Origin of the sequence: Ochrobactrum sp. WV_118_8 (genome assembly GCF_039631535.1) — a bacterium.
Taxonomy (GTDB): domain Bacteria; phylum Pseudomonadota; class Alphaproteobacteria; order Rhizobiales; family Rhizobiaceae; genus Brucella; species Brucella anthropi.
Map to the genome: position 1 here is coordinate 1,592,143 of NZ_JBDIUZ010000002.1, position 19,688 is coordinate 1,611,830.

Sequence of the window (19,688 nt, forward strand, 5' to 3'; positions counted from 1 at the left end):
ATAGGCCTTTGTCGAAGGACTGCTCGACAAAGGCTTCTACATTGCAGACATATCGTGACAATGCATGGATTATCCGTTGTCATCTAGCCTTGTGCGATCGCCATGCCTGCGCTGATCGCAAGCACATCCGTGATGAATATCGGCGCGATCTTGTTCCTATTCAGTTAGCGGTTGCGGGATAACCTGCTTCCTCGAGAACCTTCAAGACAGATGCCAGTGTCGCAGTTGTTTCGACCTTGACCGCGCGCTCTGTCGGATTGGTGTCGACCTTGGCGCCGGAATCTACCGATTGGATCGCCATAGTTACAGATTTGGCGCACCCGCCGCAGGTCATGCCTTCGATTTTCAATTCCATGAGATTTCTCCTTGTTTGGGTCTCATGACATGCAAGGTGGTTCTTCCAACCGTGGAAAGGTCAAGTGGAAAAAACAAGAAAAATGTCATTGACCTTCCCACGGTTGGAAGAACCATACTTCAACTGAACCTGAATTTAGGAACGAAAAAGGAGTCAGCTATGAATGCTCTTGTTAGAACTCCAGAGACGAAGAACGCAGCAATTTGTCTACCCAATAAAGGCGATACTTGCACGTTCCAGATCGGCTCTCGCGAAAATGCTCTTAAGGCTTTGCCGGCCTGAAGATTGCGGGAGTGATTACATGAATATTGGACAAGCTTCTAAAGCATCCGGCGTATCAGCCAAGATGATCCGCTACTATGAGCAGACCGGCCTCATACCTGCTGCCGACCGAACAGCTTCCGGCTACCGCGACTATTCGGACACAGACGTGCATATGCTCCGTTTCATACGGCGAGCCAGAGATCTCGGCTTCTCCGTTGCGGAGATAGGTGATCTTCTCGGGTTATGGCGTGACGAGACGCGACAGAGCGCGGTAGTCAAACGTTTGGCACAAGTTCATATCGACGAACTCCAGAAGAAGATCGCCGATCTGCAAGACATGACCCAGACACTCACGACGTTGGTCAACGCCTGTCACGGCGACCATCGCCCCCATTGCCCGATTCTGCAGCGGCTCGAAACCGATCAGGATGATGAAGACCTTTCGGTTCAGCCGCGTAGTGGTGCTATTGCCCGCTTCATGCAGTGAGACTGACGCCACTGCGACAGAACCCATGAACGCCTTGCGTCTGGCGTCATTGAGAACCTCGACTGGAGCGCCTTCATCGACCGCTACGACCGACCGGAGACGCTGTTTTATCTCGATCCGCCGTATTGGGGCAGCGAGGGCTGTTATGGGAAGGAGTTGTTCAGCCGAGGCCAATACGAGGTGATGGCCGAGCGCCTCGGTCGCATCAAGGGTCGCTTTATCATGTCCATCAACGACGTGCCGGAGATCCGATCGATCTTTTCGGCCTTCGACATCGAAGATGTGGACCTGACCTACGCAGCGGCTGACGGTAAGGGGAAGGTGGTCAACGAACTGATAATTAGCGGGAGGGCTTAACGGCCCCTTCAGTGGGGCTTCAATGAACGTTCCGCTCAGTTCTTTGAAATCGTAAAACTGTTGTCATTCGATTTTGCGCGCTACACAACGATGATTGCTATTTGATTGCTAGCGTCAATGTGGTGAAAACGAAAACTGGCTAAATCATTGATTTTATGGTGCCGCTTAGGTGACTCAATGATGTAGCATAAGTCATTGTAAATAAACAGCATTCACTTCATCGATTGTGCCCGATACCACGTATGATACCATGACTCGGGACACGTGCTCAATCAATATCAATCTGTGTCAATCAGTATCACAGATTAAGTGCTTCCTCAATGTCGACCAAAGGATCGACCTGTTCGTTGCCGACAATATACTCGCCTTCGATGCACTTAACTAGCAGCTCGGTCATGCCGTCCTTCTGCTCGCCATGCTTCCGGATAAGCTCAGCAGTAAACGGAAGTACGTCAATGCGGAATGGTGCCGTGCGGCAGACGCCGAGTACCAGACATTTTTCAAACCGATTGGTGAACCTAAAACGGAATAGACCGGGCTCGCCGGTATCGCTTGCGGGGGAGCCATGAATACGAAGCTGTCGCCCTTTGACGATGGCATAAAAGTGCACGAATGACGAGTTATCGTCATTCGCATCAGGAATGGCGCATTGCCAGCCAGCCATTTGAATAAAACCAATTAGGCAGTTTACGGAGCCATCGCCAACAATTTCAAATTGACGGCTTGCTCTATCGTCAAGTTCCGGCAATTTTCCACTGGTTAGCCACGTCGGATCGACGCCGAGCACCTTGGACAAAGCGGCCAGTTTCATTGAGCGGGGCTTCGCATTGCCATGATACCAACGATGGATGGACTGGAGCGTCACTTCGGCTCCGTTCATCTTCATTTCGTTAAGCAGCCAAGTAAGGCGTCCGGCATTCATCGCCGGCGCTCGTGGGTGATTGTCGAGTGCAATCTCCATGCGTTTTGCGAACCGCGGGTCGATCTCTGGTTCTCTTAGTGCGTCACTGACTTTAGCCACGGTGCCACTCCTTAGTTCGCAGCACGTTTCGTACTACGCTATCGTAATTAACATACTAACTAAGGTTTCCAGTTAAAGTAGTCAACTTAAAAGTGACTAAACACGTTTAAGGTGATAATCATATCGCTCAGCAAGGTTAACGCGGAACGCTCTCATGATGGAGTCTTGCGTTTGCCCTCTTTCACTCAGAAGAGGTAACATTTCTTCATCATAAGTGCCACGGGCTATAATATGATAATTAGTAACGCGCCGTTTTTGACCGGGGCGGTGAAGGCGTTTATTGAACTGCAGGTATAATTCGAGATCAGGGGTTAGGCCGTACCAAACCATATTATTTCCACCGAACTGAATATTCTGCCCGTGCCCGACGGACTGAGGATGGGCCAAGAGCATATCGATTTCACCAGCGTTCCATGCGGCTTTAGTCTTGCGAACATCTCCCTGACCGAAGACAACTGCTTTCTTGTATCGTTTTTTTATGCGTGCCAGATCGAACTTAAAACTGTAGCCGACTAGGACGGGCTCACCGTTTGCTTTCTCGACGATCTCTTCCAAAGCGTGCAGCTTCTCGTCGTGAATGTGAATGTCGCCGCCGTCGTCTTGATACATTGAGCCGTTCGCAAACTGTAGCAGCTTGCCAGCCAGAACGCCGTTATTAACTGCCTCAACGTCGTAAAGCTCGGAAACGAGAGTCTTCTCAAATCGCCGGTATTCATCCATCGCCTTCCGAGGGAGGTCCACCTTGAAGTTCTTCGAAAGAAGAGGCGGTAGTTCAGGGTAGTCGTCAGGACCGAGGGTGAACATGATGTCACTGAGCCGTTCGGTGATCTGCTGCTCGGCTCCATCGCGAGGGGTGAGGTTCCATCCCATATAGTCAGATTCAAACCAACGCTCCTCGAATTTCGTGCGACTGGTGCCGAGGCGTTCACCGAGATCGGCAATGTAGGCCAATCCCCATAAATTCCGGAGCCCCTTGGGGGCCGGAGTGCCGGTCATAAGTACGACGCGCTTTGCGTGTTTCCGGGCTTTCGCCATGACGCCAAACTGGCTCAGTTGCTTGAGCTTGGTACGACGGCGGCCATTTTTGAACATCGAGGCTTCGTCGACTATGATCATATCGTAAGGCCAACGTTTGCCGCTCCCGAAGTGATCCCAAAGCCAAAGCAGTGCTTCTTTGTTGACAATGTGCACTTCGGCACGGTCATCGGCCAAACGTCGCCGTTTCCATTCCTTTATCTTCGTCTTCTGCTTATTCGCCCACCGAGCAGCTTCCGCGGCGTCGAGGCCGATCACGTCGCGAGCGAAGCGGTATTCAGATTTCCTGCCGGCGACAACATCATCATCTTCATCTTCGGCGCGGATCAGTGTCCAGTCGATGTGGTTGAGGTGCCCCCAATCATCGAACTCGTCAGGGAAGGTCGCAGAGGCCACCAGGAGCGGCGCGACGATGAGGACGCGCCGAACGATGCCATCTTCTAAGAGATCGTCCATAGCGGTCAGGGAGGTGACAGATTTACCTGCTCCCATGTCCCAAGCGAGGATTGTGATCTCGTGATCATAAATGTGCCTCACACCCCATTTCTGCACGCGACGCATATCGCGGCGACGGAGACCGTTGCTCATGCCAGATCCCCGATCTCAAAGACACGCCGGGCCTGAGCGACTGTGCTAACGACACGGACATCGAAGCCGAGGGCGCGGAGGCGCTTGATCTCGCGCTCCTGATGCGGTTTCGGAGGTTTCCCTGGACGTTTGTGCTCAATGATGATGAGGCGGGCGCCAGCGCCGAAATACCAGTCGTCAGGCGCTCCCGTGCGCCCCTGATAAACGACCTTTCTGTGGAGGAAACCCGCACGCTTAGCAGCTTTGTTGGTGGTCTGGACGACTTCCCATTCCCCCACGTCTTTCATATAGCGTGGCTTCATCAGGCTACCTTCCGCTTGCGAGGGGGAGCCTTACCGACCAGATCGTCGTGATAGCCTATGTCGTGTAATATTTGCCGTGCCTCGCGAACGTAAGCAGCGAAATCGACGTCATTGGGGAACTCGATGGGGAGCTCCATGAGTGGTCGACAACCGTCGCTCTGAGGCACACGATTGAGGTTTGTCTTGTAGTGGAGCGCACCGAGAGACTTCGTGGAGCGGTAGTAGCGGACCGCTTTGCCGAGGTACTCAGCACCGCTGTCGTCGAATTTGACACCGGGCTTCAACACCTTGCCAGTCTTCTCGCTGATGCGCTCGAACTCAACCTCTCTCACACCGTATATCGCGCCGCCGTTGACGGTGCGGACGGTGACGAACTGACGAATATCACGGCACTTCCTGATGGTATCGGAGATCGGCGTCCCATGTTCTAGGAACTGAGCGACGGCTTCCGAACAGATGTCGTTCGCCGGGTTGACCTTGGCCTCGAGTCCCGACTTCGCATAAAGGCCCTTGCGCTTCACACCCCCGCCAGCCTTGAGCGCGAAATATGAATTGACGCTCGACTGGTACATCGCCTTGTAGGGCGTCTCTTCCATCTCAAACGAAGTGGCCTTCTGCCAGTCATCAATGATCTCGCGCATCAGTCCCAACTGCGACTCGTGCGGACGCACAACGATGCCGTCGGTGTTACCGCTGGCCACTGAGATACCCTCGTCTTCGAGCCATTCGATCAGCATGAGTAGCGACAACTGTCCCGTGAGCGTCACGGTCAACATCAGGTCGTGTGAGCAGAGAACCGAGTATGGCGATCCGAGTTTGCCGAAGGAGCCGTTGATCATGATCTTGCCGCCTTCATTGGCGACGTTTTCCACCTGCCACTCGGCTTTGAGTTCCGCCAGGCGCTCTTCCATAAGCTCCGACGGCCCGTTCGCTTGCTTAATACGGGCTTCGAGATCATCGATCTCTTTTTGGAGGGCCTTGGCGGCGGCCTTCGCTTTGAGACGACGCTCGACGATAGCGCGATAGACCTTGAGGAATGCCTTGCCGAGGTGCTTCGGGTACAGGCCAAGATTGAGGATGATGTTCGGGTAGTAGGAAGCCACGTCCACGTCGAAGAGCAGATAACCATTCTCGGCGAGCAGTTTCCGGTTTTTCTCGGACGAGTGAAGGCCGCCAATGCCCATACGATAGATGCTGTCGCCGATCCGTATCTCCGCTTCGGAGAGAAAGTCGGGCATCAGAACCTTGCCGCCGAGTGAGATGCGGAAATCCCAATCCTCGATCATGTCGAGGATGCGGTTCAGATCACGGTTGCGGAAACGAATGTAGTCTGGTGCGCGATAGCGGAACTTCATGCCGCCGTGCAGTTCTGGCTTCTTCACGCGCTGGCCGAGGAGTTTCTCGACCTGCTTCTTGATCACCGCTTCTGCGAGCTGCGCGTCCGACTTCGAGCGCAGTTCCAAGCCGTATTGCTTGCCCATGGCCGTGCGCAAATCGAGTTGCGTCTTCAAATTAGTATGGAGAAGTTCCGTGGCAGCGAGGTCATTCTTCCAATAGGAATAGACGTTCTCGATTTCCTCGTCGCTGAGCCGATGGTTCGGATTATATGGCAAGTCCTGCATGCGCTTGCCGTGCATGCGTCCATTGTAAATTTTCAGGGACGCTTTGCCGGGGGCGACTTCGATAAGGTCGATAAAATCAAGGTTGCGGGGCACTGTGATGCCGTATTCATCTTCGGCTTCCCACGACTTCATGCCGCCGACGATAATGTCGTCGCGCAGTTCCCTGAGTTCGCGGACGGTCAGACCGGCGATAGCACCGTAGATGATGAGAAGATCGAAGCCATTCAGATTAAAACCGATTATCCGATTGCGGCGCATGAACTCGCGCAGCCAATTCCGGTCTTCCTTCGACAGCCGGTCGTCTGGACCGAACGCCTCAACAGACCAGACCTTCCCGGTCGATTTGTCCCTGAAGCCAATCAGCAGATAGTTCGGATAGATTTCTGTGTCGTTGGTGCAGGTCTTCTTCATGCCGCCCCTCAGAACGGCGGGGCGGTTTAACACCGCCCCACGCATTAACTTTAAAAGTGATTATCAGATTAAGCCAAATCGTCGTCGTCACGAGAACGGCGACCACCTCCACGGCGACTTCCGCGATCATCATCGTCCCGAGAGCGACGGCTACGACGCTCGTCACGGCCACCGTCGTCGTCATCATCATCCCGACCACGGGAGCGACCACCGCGACGGTCGTCACCATCATCGTCGTCATCCCTGGAACGGCCCCGACGGTTGCTGCGGCGGTCATCACCATCATCGTCGTCATCCTTGGAACGACCACGGCTACTGCGGCGATCATCACCATCGTCGTCATCCTTGGAGCGGCCACGGCGGCTGCTGCGACGATCATCACCATCGTCGTCGTCATCCTTGGCACGACCGCGACGGCTGCTACGGCGATCATCTCCGTCGTCATCGTCTTTATCGCGCGACCGGCCACCGCGACCGCCACGGGAGCCACGATCATCATCGTCTTTGTCACGGGAACGGGACGACTTGTCGCGACGGCTACCGCGATCATCATCGTCATCGTCGTCGAACTCATCAGGATCGAGCGGAGCAGCGCCGAAGGCATCACCGTCGTCACGGAAGCGGATGCCTTCCAGTGAGGCATTGATGCGCTTGCCGAACTTGTTATCCTGCGCCCATACACGAACGATCATATCGACATAGCAGCCGGAATACGGAGCTTCGTCATCGCCTTCCTGCACGTCGAGCTTGTCGCGGTCCAAGATGCGGGGCTTTTTTGCATTTGACGCCGAGACGTACATCATGCCGTCGTAGCCATCAGAATCCTGATTTTCACCATCGCGAAGCGGCAATTTGGCTTCAGGGAACTTAGGGGTCTTTCCGCCCGACCACTTATGCTCACCGATCACATAGTCGATGGCATCTTCCATCTTTTCGATGTTAACTTTGCCTTCGCGGGTTTCTGGATCAAGCAGAGCATTGGCCGAGAACTTCGGTTCGCTCTTGTCGTCACCATTCCCGCCCGCAAAGCCTTTCGCCTTGTAGATATGAGCGTATGACAACCGCACGTTCTTCAATTGAACGCGGGCCGGGTCTTTCTTCTTTTCTGCCATGTTAGAATCTCCTTTTATGGCATCACTAACTTTAAAAGTGATTCTCAATCCATGTCATCGAACAGATCGATGATTGTGGAGTACGCCGGTCTGGCGTCATCCGATGGAACGAGAACCGGCTTCTTCTCTCCATGATCAACAAGGCGTTTCAATTTGCCGTACTGTTTTTCTGGCAGTTCCCTTTCCGCCTGCGTAGGTGAGATCAGCTTCTTTGTGAAAATGTCTTCCTCTGGCAGGACAGCCTTGAGGCGAGCCTCGGCTGTCATTTGATCCTTCCATTTTCGCGGGGGTGAGCGTCCTTCGACGGCTTTCAGGCCGGGTGTCGGGAGCCCTTTCAGAGCGTCATCCAGAGTGTCCGCATGGAGACGATCGAGGAATTTGGTGATGAGCGGTCGATGCTTCACAATGAAACTGCGCCGCTCAGGAGTAATCAGTGACGGACGTTGCATTCGCATCGGCAAATCGTGCTCGATGCAGTCGTCCATCTCGTCGAACTCAGCGACCAGCATGTCCAGATTGAATTTCTGGTACTCATCGCAAGTGAGCTTTTTGGCACCTGGGCAGTAGGTACTGTCGCAATGTTCGCCTGCAGTGCACGGGGCATTCGGATCACGGGTGAGGCGAGCTCTCTTTTTTACCCAATCGCCGAAGTCGAGCAGGTCGTCGAGGCTGACATCCCATTCGCCACCGCCGCCCGGTGCGCGGGGCTGCCAGATGATCAATCGAAAGGTTTCGATGTTGGGATATCGACCACGGATGTAGTTGTCGTAGACGCCGAGCGCATAGATGCGGAGCTGGTCGTTTTCGACCGGGGAAACAGGAATGTAGCCGAACTTATGATCCCAAACCGTGACCCGCCGCTTGCCGATAATGATCACGTCAGATGTTCCGAACTGGTCCGGCATCCACCGGCCAAGATCGACCCGCTTTTCGATCAGCAGTTTTCCCGGTATCGCATCGATCTCATCAAGGCCCGACTGGAGCATGTCGGCAATCTCGTCGTCCACATCGAGGGTGACATTGTTGAGTGTGTGCGTCTCGCCGATGAAATCGTATGCGTCCACGTCTTCTTGCAAAGCCCGTTCCATCAGGCCATGCAAGATCGTCCCTTCGTCAGCAGCATCGTTCGTCTCATCTTCTTCTTCGAGGCTTTCGATGAAGTTGACAGAGCCGAGGCAGCGGAGCCATCTGCGGGACGCCGAAGGGCTGAGACGGGCGTGAGCGCGTGGAGCCATTATGACTCCAGCTTTGCGCGAACCAAACAATCCTTTGCTTCAAGGAGCTTCCGGAGACCTGCGCTCTTTTCCGCGCTGTCGGGCAGGCTAATGTCCATGACACGCGCCAGATCGCCTATAGGAGCACTTACCTCCTGCAAGTGAAGCGGGAGATGCTCATAGGCGAAGTGCTTCATGATCGGGGAGGCCATACTGATGATCCTAAAGTTGGTTGGAGTTTGATGAGACGCGCCCTCGTTCTTCGGGCGGGGCGGGGGCGTTGCGGGCCAGATCGCTGACGCGCCTCACCAAACTCCAACGATCAATGGACAAGCCTCAGCGATGGCTTTTGACGTGCGATCCGCGCCTGTTCGGCGTTGCGCTCGCGGTTCATATCGGCGTTCAGCCGAACGAAATATTCCGCTTGTCGCTGCGCCCGTTCATCATTTTCCGGATCGCCAGGGAAAGAGATTTCATTCCACCGAGCGAAAATCGCCCGGATGCTATCCAGCGCAGGTGTTGAGATTTTCACGGTGTTCTCCATGGGTCTTCGGGAGAGCGGCGGATCAGCGCTGTGGGTCGTTACAGCCCCACATGGCTCACGGGGCGACCCGCCGCTCACCGAAAGACCCCGCTGTCGCGGGGATTTCGATCAGGCCGGGCCTACGGCGTCTTCCTGCCACCAGTTCTCAACCAACCGTCCGTCGCCGGCCTTGTAGCGGACGAGGTAGCGGTCGGTGTCGCCATCATATTCGGCGCGACCTATCACGACGCCCTGCTCGCCACTCATTGCGAGGGTCACGGTCTGTTTCAGCTCAAGCTTCCAGCTCTTCATGTTGTTCTCCAGATCAGTGCGACGCCTCACGAAAAGAGAGGCGTCACTTTAAAAGTTATAATCAGGTTACGCCAGATCGTCGTCCTTGCGCGCGTCTTCTGCGAACGGATCGTCGCCGTTCTTATAAGTATCGAGGAAGTCCAGGGCGGTCTGACGGTCTTCCTCTTCGATCTCGCTCATCTTTTTGACGCCGAACTTATCAACGATCTGCTTCACGAGGTCGCGCCGGTCCTTGTATTCACCCTCGTCATCGACATCGAGGAAGTTTGTGGTGGCTTCGGACATATCCTTGGCACTCGGTGCCTTTGGCGCCTTGGTTGACCGCGAGCGGGATGCGGGTTTTTTCTCTTCGGTTTCCTTGGCGGAAGCCTTGGCAGGCTTGGTCGATTCGTCCTTGCCAGTCAGACCGTCGCGCGCCTTCGATGTCAGAAACTCAAGGAGTTCGCTGTTACGGTTCAGCGCTTCGGTGTTGGCTTTGAGGGCTTCTTCGATGCTCATTAAGGTGTTCTCCTGTTAGAAATTATCGTGGGTAGATCGTCGTTGTGTGATCCACTAAAATCACTTTAAAAGTAAGTTGTCAATCAACAAAATCACTTTTATAGTTATTATCAAATCACTGAATGAAGGACACACAATGAACAACGTCGATCAGATCGAGAGCGTTGGTCGCTTCGTGAACGGCCGTGAGCCGAGCGACCTCTACAAGCTGTTGGTAGACAAGCTGCCGGAGCATCGCTTTCAGGAGAAGGGTCGCGACATCCTCGATGTTGAGAAGATCGCGAATGACACGAAGGTCAAGAATAAGCAGACCATCTACGTCTGGACGAAGAACAATGCGCTCCCTGCAATTCGCATGCAGCAGCTCATCGAACTTCCGGGCTCGAAGCTCACGGCTGCCGACCTCACGCCGTACATCACCCGCAAGTAATCCCTCCTGTTTCCTCGATTGGAGGTGCGGCGTTGCTAGAAGAAGCAATCCGGCTGGCAGAGGCCGGTTTTTCTGTCATTTGGCTTAAAAATCGCTCAAAGGCGCCAGTTGGTAACAACTGGACCGATCTACCGACAATGACCGCTGCGGAATTGGATAAAACCTATATTCCCGGCAGGAATATTGGCGTTCGTCTCGGCGAACCATCTCGGATCGAAGGTTTCTATCTCCAAGTCATCGACATGGACATCAGAGATCCGGACTATGCCGAACTTGCGCGCGAAAAGCTCGTAGAACTGCTAAATTTGCCTAATTCCGAAGCGCTTTTGGACTACCCGAGTGTGATTTCGGGGTCTGGCGGCGATTCCAGGCACATCTATTTGCTTTCTGAGAATGCGTATCGCTCAAAAAAGCTCTGGCACACTGATGAGAAAATCAAAGGTGCCGATGGTAAAATGCATTGGTGTGCTGAAATTGAGCTATTCGGGACGGGCAAACAGGTAGCTCTGCCGCCTTCAATTCACCCGGATACCGGCGAAAAATACCGTTGGGAAAGACCTTTCGACCCCATGAAGACGGCGATCCCGGTCGTCGATCCTGATCTTCTCGACGAACTGACCGGCGAAGACGTGGAATACGCCGTCGACTACGACGCTGAGCCACTCGGAATCAGTTATGCGGATGCAGAAGACTACCTGAAGCAACTCGACCTGCCCGATTGGTGCGATGACCGCGAGGGATGGATTAAGGTCGGTATGGCATTGCACCACGAGTTCGAGGGTGCCACTGAGGCCATGCAAGTATGGGCCGACTTCTCGAAGCAGTCCCGCAAATATCAGGCCCGCGTCCTAAAGGACCAGTGGCGCTCATTCAAATTCAGCAAAGACCGCCCCGTCACCTTCGCCAGCATCATCCAAGCGTCGAACGATTGCCGTTGGCAGGCCGAATATGACGCCATCGCTGACGAGTTCGATGACATAGTTGGCGAAGAACCCGAGATCGACATCGCCGATGAGTTCGACGACCTGCCGACCCGCGATGATAAAGAAAAGCAGGAAGCCCCGCGTACCAAGGGCATCCCCCCGCATCTACTCTCTGTACCGGGTGTTCTCGGCAGCGCCGTTGACCACTACAACGCAACGTCGGTTCAAACGCAGCCGCAGTTTGCTGTGCAAAGCGCATTGGCTCTTGGATCGGTGGTTCTTGCACGTTACTTCTCAACTGACTTCGACAATTTCACGTCACTCTATCTGGTCAATCTCGGCGCGACAGGTTCCGGTAAAGAGTTCGGTCGCAAATTCTTGACACGCTCATTGGGGGAGGCCGGTCTCGGCCACTTGATGGGGCCGAACAAGTACGCATCGGAAGCCGGTATCATGGGCGAGATCGCCTGGAAGCCGCGCCACGTAACCGTTTATGACGAGTTCGGTCGTTTGCTCGACTCCACCGGGAAGGCATCAAGCACGAACCTCCGCGACGCTCAGACTATGCTCATGAGCTTGTTCGGCACACTGGACACGGAAGCCCGTCCCACATCCTACTCAACAAACGGGAAGTCGAAGGAACAGATCGAGGCGATGCGGAACATGGTCGTCAAACGCCCTGCAGTCACTATGCTTGGGCTATCCACGCCTGAAACGTTCTTCGATGCCTTGTCTCAAGACGACGTTGCCAATGGTTTCATGAACCGCCTTATCGTGGTGAACAGCCGCGAACCGCGTCGCGTAGAGCAGCCGCGGCGATGGAAACAAATTCCGGTCGAACTCAAAAAGTGGCTCGCGGCCTACGGAAATCCCGACAGTGATGATGAGTTCATGGCGGAGGAAAGCGCTGTTGAAGTGGATGAGCCTGAGATCGTCGAGTTCAATGATCGTGCGAAGCGCCGGCTTGACGAGATCGCTCAATCAATCGTCGACTTGCAAAACGAATATAGTTCCGCGAGGCTCGACGGGCTCTTTTCGCGTTCCAAAGAGCTGACGCAGCGCATCTCGCTGATTGTCTGCCTCTCGACTGATTCCAAGCGGATCACGGAAAAGCACGTCGATTGGGCGTGGGATTATGTGCGTTTTTACACAATGGAAATGGTGCGTAACGCTCAGAAGATGATGGGCGCAAGCCAGACCGTCCGTGTGGCTGACCATGTTGCGAAGCTGATCATAGATAGCGGCAGCAGGGGGATGTGCCACTCTGACATCGCGCGCAAGGACACCTCGTTCGACAAGATGTCCAAGCGCGATCAGGAAGAAGTCGTCTATCGACTTGCGAATGCTCACGACATTCACATCGTCAACATCAAAACCTCGAAGAGGGGCCGCCCCACAAAGCGGTTCCTCCACTCAGATTACATCAATCATCAAGGCCGGGATCGTTAGTCTCGGCCTGCGGGCGGAATATCGCTTCCAGAGTGGCTGAAACCCGCAGCGCAATGCGATCAGCAACTTCCGCCTTGCTCAATGAAGGCCAATCCTCAACGCCGTTGCGGCTGATGAGATAGACCTTATTGCTTTCTTTCCCGAACGCACCAGAGTTCTCTCCCGCCACCGACACGTCGTTAGCGACTATGATGTCAGCTTTCTTATTAGTCAGCTTAATCTGCGCATTTGCGATCAGATCGTTGGTTTCTGCTGCAAAGCCGACGACAAGGATCGGCCTGTTCTCAGCGTGACCGACCGTAGAGAGAATGTCCGGATTACGCTTGAACTCAATGTTCATCCGATCCTGGCCGGGCTCTTTCTTCATTTTCATAGGAGCAACATTCACAGCTTGCCAATCCGCCACAGCTGCGGCCATGACGGCCACATCGGCCGGCAGCGATGCTTGAACAGCTTCGAGCATCTGCTCGGCACTCTCAACGTGCGTCACCTTTACGCCTTCAGGATTCGGAATGGAGACTGGACCAGAGATCAGATGTACTTCGGCGCCGAGAGCGGCGAATGCAGCGGCAATAGCATGACCTTGTTTTCCGGAAGAACGGTTGCCGACGAACCGCACCGGGTCAAGCGCCTCATAGGTTGGACCCGACGTGACGATGACCTTGCGTCCTTTGAGCGGCGATTGTCGGCCCATGAGAGCATTGCTGACGACGCTGACTATGGTGTGAACATCTGACATCCGACCAACGCCGAGCTCGCCACGTTCTGCCATCTCTCCACTGTCGGGGCCGACAAACCTCACTCCATCGGCTGCCAGCATCTCCCTGTTGCGGCGCGTCGCAGCGTTGTCCCACATCGCAGGGTTCATTGCTGGAGCTATGACGACGGGTATCTTGCGCGCCAGCAGGACCGCGCTGGCGAGATCGTCGGCGAGGCCATGGGCCATCTTCGCCATCAGGTCGGCAGTCGCAGGTGCCACGACGATCAGATCAGCATCACGCGCGAGTCTGATGTGCCCAACGTCCTGCTCTTCATCTCGCGAAAACAGATCGGCGTACACGCGGTCTGCTGTGACCGCTCCGATTGCAAGAGGCGTTATGAATTTCTGTGCCGCTTCCGTCATCACGACACGAACGTTCGCGCCGCGCTCGCGAAGTCGGCGAATGAGGTCTGGTGTCTTATATGCAGCGATACCTCCGCCGATGATCAGCAGAATTTTCGCGCCATGTAGAGATTTAGTACGAGTGTTTTCTTCATCGGAGGTCGGGATTGGGAGTGTTTCCCCGCTTGCGGTAGATGCGAGAAGGTTTCGGACTTCCTGTTCAAGCGAAACTCCGTGCAGTGCAGCTCGTTGACGAAGTGCTTCTTTCACGTCGTCAGTTATGTTTCGAATGGTGATGCTCGCCATGAAAATTTCCCGAACGCTTTGATGTCAATTTCGATGTCGTTATAGCGGTTTTCTATTTAATTGCATTTTTTGCATTTTCCGCGGAGGGGGTATCTGTGAATGACGAACGTTGAAACGACGTAGATGAACACCCTTTGCAGAAAATGCAATTAAATACCCCCTAACTATATATCATATTGAATCTACGTTGTTTTTTGCCCTTATTTTTCTGCAAAACGCTTTGCAATTAAATGCAATTAAATGCAGAAAATTCTCCGAGGTGATCTTGTGAAATTTTGCCGCAAAACTCTCATAACCCCCGGCTCTGCGCCCCCCGCGGTCCGACCGTCCAGGAGGAGGGACCCGAAGCCGGGCTTGTGTCTATCAGTGTCAAGCGGTCTCACACGCGCACAAGCGGCCTCATTCACGGCCTGTCACGCTCTATCAGTGTCAATGTGTTTCAATTAGTATCAGTCACGCGCTATCACGTTCATGCATGTGCACGCTCTATCATGCGCTATCCATTAGGCGCATGTGCGCACTATCACGCTATAGCTATCAATGCGCACCACATGACACGCATAGACACAATTCAATTCCATCCCTCGATATAGGCTCATGGTTTAGGTTTATAGGCTGCATACCAGGCTCACACCTAAAGCCCTGCAGCGCTGGCGCCTTTCGACGGCGCATCATTTCGCTCACTTTTTGCTTGACTTAATAACTTTAAAAGTGATTATATGAGGCACGAACAAACAAGGAGTCTCGCATGTCTATCCCGGCTCATCGCCTCGCCCTCGCAGTAGAAACCAAGGCCGAACGTTCGGCACGTCGCGCATGGGCAGGCCCTGCAGTGGTTCGTCGTCCTGCAATGGTTCAGCCGGTTGAAAGCTACAGCTTGTTTGATGATGCGTACTTGACGCTTTCGAATATCGGCCTTGCCCTAGCGTTCGGTTTCGTGGGCGGTTGCGTACTCGCCTTGTTTGGCATGCCTTTCTAATAACTATTAAAGTTAGGAGTCACTTTAATGTTGAAGACTTTCGCCCTCATCGCCGCACTGCATGGGAATGTCTATGTGCTTGATAGCGGCCTGACATCCGATGACTGCATGACCGCCATTATGAGCGGCGTTCACACGATCCAGCTTGATAACGGCGAACTGGTTAGCGCCCGTGGCGCGCGCCTCGCATGTGAAGTTGAAGACACGGAATAAACCGTCAATCCATCCAAGGAGTCAGACAATGAAGCTCGAACTTAAAGCTATTTCCTACAATGCGGGCCTTTCAGAAGAGACCCATGCCTATAGCGCTAATCTATATTTGGACGGGCGCAAGGTCGCTGTCGTGTCTAATCATGGCCATGGTGGATGCGATAACCAGCATTGGCTCGACAAGGCGGCGGAAGCAAAGATAACCGCTCATTTCGCCGCAATGCCGGAAGTAGACACGGGCATGACGTTGCGCGGCGAGCCGTTCATGATGCAGCCCGATCTTGAGTCATGGTGCGCTGATCAAGTCACTGACTTTCTGATTTTGCGCGACACAAAGCGCCTATGCAGCCGCAAGGTTATCGGGATCGACGACGGCAAGGAATACCAATTCAAAATGAAGCCTGCCGACTTGAATAAGATGTTCAGCGATGGCAAGGGCGGCACGATAACCGGGCGCGCTCATCTGCTTTCGAAGTATCCGAACATGGTCATTCTTAATGAGCTGGACGACGCTGGCAAATTGGCCGCTGTAAAGGCGGTGCACAAATGAGAACGCTTGAAACATTGCAGGTTGAACTTGCCGCGACGGAATACGGCAAAACGTTCATGAAAGCCGGTTTCGAGGTCGCACATATGGGCGGCGGTTGCCTCGCATGGGAACGCTACCAGTTCGGACTCGGCTTGTCATTGCGCATCACGGAGTCGGAAGGCGTTGACGTTCGGCTAGGCGATGCGCATGCAGATAATCCCGACAAGCCCGATGCGTGGCTGATAGGGCTTTACACGTCCGAACACTGCGAGGGCTTCTATATGGAAGCGGCGACTGCAGGCGACGCGATAGCGTCATGCCTCGCGCTTGTATTCCGGTTCATTGTGAAGCGCGACCTTGCCGCTCATCTGGTCGACATAGACAAACGGAATGCGGTTTACAAGGCAACGGGCATGGGCGCGCTTTGTGCCACGCATGATTATTGCGATACGAACATGCTCATGTTGGAAGCATGGGAAAAGTTCTGCCTGCAACCGATGCGCCCGCATGTGCAAGCCAATGCCGATCTATGGAATCAGGCTTGGCAGATTGCCCACTCGCGGCCTTTTGGGGAGGCGTGACGATGGATAATCAATGGATCATAGTTGCCGGTTCAATGGGTGGCGGTTTCTTCTTTCATGGCCCGTTCCCGACGCCTCAAGCGGCGGAAGAATACGCGCATGCGGAAGCCTTCGGCACATACGAAATTAGCGAATTGGCCGCACCCGTGACAGATGAGGAGTCAGAACGATGAACAAAGAAGCTTTCCTTTCGACATATCGCAGCGAGCTTATCGACCGTTACGCATGGGCCGCTGATACAGCCAAGCTTGATCGGTTCATGGGATCGGTGAAGGCGACAATAAGTGACGCCAGCGTGTCGACGTGGAACCATGACGGCGAAGCAGTTACCGCCGCATGGCGGGCGATAGGCGGCAAGGGCAAGCCGACAAAAAAGGCATTGCGCGCGCTTGCATAGTTACTTTTTGTGCTTGTATAATCACTTTAAAAGTGATTATGTGTTACTAGATCAATTCAGGCAAAGGAGTCATTGCCATGTCATCCGAATTTCAGGCGGCGATTGATAAACACGGCATTTCAATCAAGGCTGAATTTGTGCCCTTTTCGAAGTCGCGCAACGCTGCAAACGATCCGGGCAATAAGCCTAGCTGGCGGTCGCTCAACTGGAAAGTGACGCTTGTTAAGGACGGGCGCGACATCGTGACAACCGACTATAGCGCGGGAGTAGGTCACTGCCCGTCATACAAGCAAATGGCGTGCTGGACGCTGGATTATACCGCCCTAATCGTGTTCGAGACGGAACACGGCAAAACTGCAAAGCGCAATCATGGTTTCGGTTCCCTCATTGGCGGCAAGCCGATCCTGCCCGAAACGCTAAGCGTGATTTATTCCCTCATTCGAGATTGTGACGTGCTGGATTATTACGGGTTCGAAGAATGGGCGCGTGAATTTGGTTATGATGAGGACTCCCGCAAGGCCGAGTCTATCTATCGGGAATGCCTAGAAATAGCGCTGAAGGTTCGCAACGGCATAGGCGAAAAAGCCATGTCGGAAATTCGAGACGCTTCTAGCGATTATTGAGCGCAATCAATCACTTTTAAAGTTAGGAGTCACGCAATGGCGCAAGTTCATAGGTTCCGCGAAAAGGTCGCGGTTTCACTGGAAACGGGCGAAACCGCCTATTTGAGCGCAACGGAAGCCCGGAAGATTGCCCGCGCGATGAATGCCGCCGCTCGCGAGATAACCAAGGGAGTCGCCTTCACGGACTCCAAGGTCGGCACGGTTCAAATCACGCTGGAGTCGCGCAATGGCAAGGCTTGATTATTGGCAGGCTCGCGCGCTCGCTTCGTCATTCGGGTTTAACCCGATGGAAGATTTTCACGCGATGAGCACGGCTAGCAAAGAAGCCGTCATAAGGGCGGCGGACTCCGTGAAGTACCGCGCGCCAAAGAACGCGAACGGCTCGCGCGGTCGATACTTCGCCGCATACGTCCGCCGCGTCATCGAAAAGGGCGACGTTTAGAGCGCCCGCATAATCACTTTTAAAGTTAATCGCAATTGTGAGGAGTCACGCAATGCCCAAATTGATTATTGAAATTTGCCCGCATGAGCCGCGCGCAAGCATATGCACAATGGATGGATTGCCGGTTTCGTGTGATCCCGTTTTGAGCGCTCATGTTATGGATTGCACCGCGTCGGGCGATTGCCAGCCCGCTTGTGAGTATGTGCGCGACGTGATCGGAGTCGAGTTCCGCATAGTCGCGCGGAATGCGGCGGGGGAATACGAAAACCGCTTAGCGACTGCCGCCGAAAAGGCCGCGACCTCGCGAGTAATCTATTTCGAGTCCGAGTCTGATTTTGACGACGAACCGACGGCAGAAACGTATCTGATTTGGAGCGCGGCCCATGACGCTGAACAGGAGTCGCACCAATGAAGGGATTCACTTTTCACGCTGAAATGCCGGAAGCCATGAAGAGCAAGCACGGCAACCATATGTTTAACCCGTGGACTCGCGCGACGTTGCGAGACATGGCGGAAGTCGGTTCACACGCGAACGTCATCGCAGTTTTTACCGATCGGGAACACTGGCGAGTCGAGCGCGGCGGGCTGATGAAAGAATGCATTTCGGCAATTCAGGACATTAAAAATTCGCCCGTCACCTATTGCGCCGCGAGCGATGAATATTTGCGGACGCGCACGACTCGCATTGATGAGGCAACCGCCCGCAAGTTGCATCCGGCATTGTTCGCCCGGCTTGATGAGGTGACATCATGAGCAACCTTGTCCCCTTTGAAGCCGTCGCGCCCTCGCATTGGGCTTCATATCTTATCAATGGTGATGCATCCGGGCTTGAACCGGACGAAAAGCGGCAAGCCGACTCATGGATTGCGCGCGAGGGACTCGGCCTTCCTGTTTCTTGCGAGGATGCGGGTTTTCGCTGGCGGCACGACGCCTATGCAGAATGCCCGCTAGGCTCCGATTGTCAGACTTACGTTTTCCTTGTGAAGGAGTCGCGCTCATGAGCCTGCCATGGTGTGACATGAAAGTGGCGTTCCCGTGCGACAATCCAGAACGGCTTTGGCGCGCAATTGAGAACGGTAAAGCATCGTTGCCGGAAGGCTGGCAAATGGTCGAAACGGATTGCAGCGGCGCGCGTTGTGTCGCAATTTTCCGGGTAGAAGAAACCGGCTTTGTGCCGTCGCCTGATATGGTAATTAAAGGCCGCGAAGTGACAGCAGTTATTAGGCGGTTTGGCAGATGAATAACCCCTATATCGGTTTCGTTCTCATCTTGGCAGTTGTGGGCATAGTTAGCGCCGTATCGCAGGCCAGTTTGACTCCCCTTTGGATCGTCGCCCTACTGGCGTTCATGTTAAAGCCCTTCCTACCGCCGCGCGACTGACTCCCGCACGGCATAGGCAAAGCCCGGCAAGGTTGACTCCCTTTGCCGGGCTTTTTGCGTCGACTGATGCGCAACGGCTTTACCGGCGCAACTGATTCCATGCACTTCTAGGGCGGTTAGCCACGGCTGGCTTATCGCGAACTTGCCCGGATTCCCTTTATGGGTTCCGGGCCTTTTGTTTCCCGATCCGTTGCATAGCCTGCATTTCAGGCCGGTTTCGCCGAAACCGTCATAGG

27 protein-coding genes and 1 pseudogene are annotated in these 19,688 nt (G+C 54.2%); 17 read left to right on the top strand and 11 right to left on the bottom strand.

The genetic code is table 11. The annotated features are described in order from the left end of the window. Nucleotides 1-160 precede the first annotated feature (160 nt). Nucleotides 161-355: a heavy-metal-associated domain-containing protein gene (locus ABDF71_RS21505; RefSeq protein WP_010659230.1), complete on the bottom strand. Its 195-nt coding sequence runs from the start codon at nucleotides 353-355 to the stop codon at nucleotides 161-163. A gap of 301 nt (nucleotides 356-656) precedes the next feature. On the opposite strand from ABDF71_RS21505, the gene cueR reads away from it, so the two are divergent. Further along, complete coding sequence (gene cueR, locus ABDF71_RS21510; RefSeq protein ID WP_010659229.1) at nucleotides 657-1,106, top strand: Cu(I)-responsive transcriptional regulator; 450 nt, start codon at nucleotides 657-659, stop codon at nucleotides 1,104-1,106. 24 nt (nucleotides 1,107-1,130) lie between these two features. Beyond that, nucleotides 1,131-1,463 (top strand): annotated as a pseudogene (locus ABDF71_RS21515) (DNA adenine methylase); the annotation flags it as partial. Nucleotides 1,464-1,761: 298 nt separating this feature from the next. Here ABDF71_RS21515 and ABDF71_RS21520 read toward each other — a convergent pair. From ABDF71_RS21520 to ABDF71_RS21560, 9 genes are all read right to left on the bottom strand, one after another. Continuing rightward, nucleotides 1,762-2,484, bottom strand: coding sequence for a hypothetical protein (locus ABDF71_RS21520; protein ID WP_500061713.1), 723 nt, complete (start codon nucleotides 2,482-2,484; stop codon nucleotides 1,762-1,764). Between the two features lie 96 nt (nucleotides 2,485-2,580). Beyond that, nucleotides 2,581-4,107: an SNF2-related protein gene (locus ABDF71_RS21525; RefSeq protein WP_500061714.1), complete on the bottom strand. Its 1,527-nt coding sequence runs from the start codon at nucleotides 4,105-4,107 to the stop codon at nucleotides 2,581-2,583. After that, the gene (locus tag ABDF71_RS21530) at nucleotides 4,104-4,409 is read right to left on the bottom strand and encodes a PDDEXK family nuclease (protein ID WP_500061715.1); all 306 of its coding nucleotides are present in this window, start codon (nucleotides 4,407-4,409) and stop codon (nucleotides 4,104-4,106) included. Before ABDF71_RS21530 ends, ABDF71_RS21525 begins: the two co-directional genes overlap by 4 nt. Further along, on the bottom strand, nucleotides 4,409-6,442 hold the full coding sequence (locus ABDF71_RS21535; RefSeq protein ID WP_500061716.1) for a hypothetical protein: 2,034 nt from the start codon (nucleotides 6,440-6,442) through the stop codon (nucleotides 4,409-4,411). Before ABDF71_RS21535 ends, ABDF71_RS21530 begins: the two co-directional genes overlap by 1 nt. A 68-nt stretch (nucleotides 6,443-6,510) precedes the next feature. Beyond that, the gene (locus ABDF71_RS21540; protein WP_500061717.1) at nucleotides 6,511-7,554 is read right to left on the bottom strand and encodes an ssDNA-binding protein; all 1,044 of its coding nucleotides are present in this window, start codon (nucleotides 7,552-7,554) and stop codon (nucleotides 6,511-6,513) included. Between the two features lie 44 nt (nucleotides 7,555-7,598). Then, complete coding sequence (locus tag ABDF71_RS21545) at nucleotides 7,599-8,789, bottom strand: DUF2800 domain-containing protein (protein WP_500061718.1); 1,191 nt, start codon at nucleotides 8,787-8,789, stop codon at nucleotides 7,599-7,601. A gap of 301 nt (nucleotides 8,790-9,090) precedes the next feature. Then, complete coding sequence (locus tag ABDF71_RS21550; protein WP_500061719.1) at nucleotides 9,091-9,300, bottom strand: hypothetical protein; 210 nt, start codon at nucleotides 9,298-9,300, stop codon at nucleotides 9,091-9,093. A 120-nt stretch (nucleotides 9,301-9,420) separates the two neighbouring features. Next, a complete protein-coding gene (locus ABDF71_RS21555; protein WP_500061720.1) occupies nucleotides 9,421-9,633 on the bottom strand; it encodes a hypothetical protein in 213 nt (70 codons plus the stop codon). 36 nt (nucleotides 9,634-9,669) lie between these two features. After that, nucleotides 9,670-10,101: a hypothetical protein gene (locus ABDF71_RS21560; protein ID WP_500061721.1), complete on the bottom strand. Its 432-nt coding sequence runs from the start codon at nucleotides 10,099-10,101 to the stop codon at nucleotides 9,670-9,672. 136 nt (nucleotides 10,102-10,237) lie between these two features. Between ABDF71_RS21560 and ABDF71_RS21565 the strand changes: the two genes are divergently transcribed. Beyond that, nucleotides 10,238-10,531, top strand: coding sequence for a hypothetical protein (locus ABDF71_RS21565; RefSeq protein ID WP_500061722.1), 294 nt, complete (start codon nucleotides 10,238-10,240; stop codon nucleotides 10,529-10,531). 32 nt (nucleotides 10,532-10,563) lie between these two features. Next, nucleotides 10,564-12,903, top strand: a complete 2,340-nt coding sequence (locus ABDF71_RS21570) for a PriCT-2 domain-containing protein (protein WP_500061723.1) — start codon at nucleotides 10,564-10,566, stop codon at nucleotides 12,901-12,903. Here the strand turns inward: ABDF71_RS21570 and coaBC are convergent. Further along, nucleotides 12,878-14,311, bottom strand: a complete 1,434-nt coding sequence (gene coaBC / locus ABDF71_RS21575; RefSeq protein ID WP_500061724.1) for a bifunctional phosphopantothenoylcysteine decarboxylase/phosphopantothenate--cysteine ligase CoaBC — start codon at nucleotides 14,309-14,311, stop codon at nucleotides 12,878-12,880. The genes ABDF71_RS21570 and coaBC overlap by 26 nt on opposite strands. Before the next feature lie 748 nt (nucleotides 14,312-15,059). On the opposite strand from coaBC, the gene ABDF71_RS21580 reads away from it, so the two are divergent. The 13 genes from ABDF71_RS21580 to ABDF71_RS21640 all read left to right on the top strand — a co-directional run bounded on the left by ABDF71_RS21580 (nucleotide 15,060) and on the right by ABDF71_RS21640 (nucleotide 19,312). Next, entirely contained in the window at nucleotides 15,060-15,290 is a 231-nt protein-coding gene (locus tag ABDF71_RS21580; RefSeq protein ID WP_500061725.1) for a hypothetical protein, read from the top strand. A 27-nt stretch (nucleotides 15,291-15,317) separates the two neighbouring features. Then, nucleotides 15,318-15,503: a hypothetical protein gene (locus ABDF71_RS21585; RefSeq protein WP_500061726.1), complete on the top strand. Its 186-nt coding sequence runs from the start codon at nucleotides 15,318-15,320 to the stop codon at nucleotides 15,501-15,503. A 28-nt stretch (nucleotides 15,504-15,531) separates the two neighbouring features. Next, nucleotides 15,532-16,050 (top strand): hypothetical protein, encoded by a 519-nt coding sequence (locus tag ABDF71_RS21590; protein WP_500061727.1) that lies wholly within the window; start codon nucleotides 15,532-15,534, stop codon nucleotides 16,048-16,050. Then, the gene (locus tag ABDF71_RS21595) at nucleotides 16,047-16,610 is read left to right on the top strand and encodes a hypothetical protein (protein ID WP_500061728.1); all 564 of its coding nucleotides are present in this window, start codon (nucleotides 16,047-16,049) and stop codon (nucleotides 16,608-16,610) included. Before ABDF71_RS21590 ends, ABDF71_RS21595 begins: the two co-directional genes overlap by 4 nt. 2 nt (nucleotides 16,611-16,612) lie before the next feature. Beyond that, entirely contained in the window at nucleotides 16,613-16,783 is a 171-nt protein-coding gene (locus tag ABDF71_RS21600) for a hypothetical protein (protein ID WP_500061729.1), read from the top strand. Further along, complete coding sequence (locus ABDF71_RS21605; protein WP_500061730.1) at nucleotides 16,780-17,007, top strand: hypothetical protein; 228 nt, start codon at nucleotides 16,780-16,782, stop codon at nucleotides 17,005-17,007. The genes ABDF71_RS21600 and ABDF71_RS21605 overlap by 4 nt, the downstream gene beginning before the upstream one ends. A gap of 77 nt (nucleotides 17,008-17,084) precedes the next feature. After that, nucleotides 17,085-17,630, top strand: a complete 546-nt coding sequence (locus tag ABDF71_RS21610) for a hypothetical protein (protein ID WP_500061731.1) — start codon at nucleotides 17,085-17,087, stop codon at nucleotides 17,628-17,630. A 36-nt stretch (nucleotides 17,631-17,666) separates the two neighbouring features. Next, nucleotides 17,667-17,870 carry a hypothetical protein gene (locus tag ABDF71_RS21615; protein ID WP_500061732.1) on the top strand — a complete coding sequence of 68 codons (204 nt, stop codon included), beginning with the start codon at nucleotides 17,667-17,669 and terminating at the stop codon, nucleotides 17,868-17,870. Then, nucleotides 17,857-18,072, top strand: a complete 216-nt coding sequence (locus ABDF71_RS21620; protein ID WP_500061733.1) for a hypothetical protein — start codon at nucleotides 17,857-17,859, stop codon at nucleotides 18,070-18,072. The genes ABDF71_RS21615 and ABDF71_RS21620 overlap by 14 nt, the downstream gene beginning before the upstream one ends. A gap of 52 nt (nucleotides 18,073-18,124) precedes the next feature. Next, on the top strand, nucleotides 18,125-18,484 hold the full coding sequence (locus ABDF71_RS21625; protein ID WP_500061734.1) for a hypothetical protein: 360 nt from the start codon (nucleotides 18,125-18,127) through the stop codon (nucleotides 18,482-18,484). Next, nucleotides 18,481-18,825, top strand: coding sequence for a hypothetical protein (locus ABDF71_RS21630; RefSeq protein WP_500061735.1), 345 nt, complete (start codon nucleotides 18,481-18,483; stop codon nucleotides 18,823-18,825). The genes ABDF71_RS21625 and ABDF71_RS21630 overlap by 4 nt, the downstream gene beginning before the upstream one ends. Beyond that, nucleotides 18,822-19,073, top strand: coding sequence for a DUF6926 domain-containing protein (locus ABDF71_RS21635; RefSeq protein ID WP_500061736.1), 252 nt, complete (start codon nucleotides 18,822-18,824; stop codon nucleotides 19,071-19,073). Before ABDF71_RS21630 ends, ABDF71_RS21635 begins: the two co-directional genes overlap by 4 nt. Further along, on the top strand, nucleotides 19,070-19,312 hold the full coding sequence (locus ABDF71_RS21640) for a hypothetical protein (protein WP_500061737.1): 243 nt from the start codon (nucleotides 19,070-19,072) through the stop codon (nucleotides 19,310-19,312). Before ABDF71_RS21635 ends, ABDF71_RS21640 begins: the two co-directional genes overlap by 4 nt. Nucleotides 19,313-19,688 lie beyond the last annotated feature (376 nt).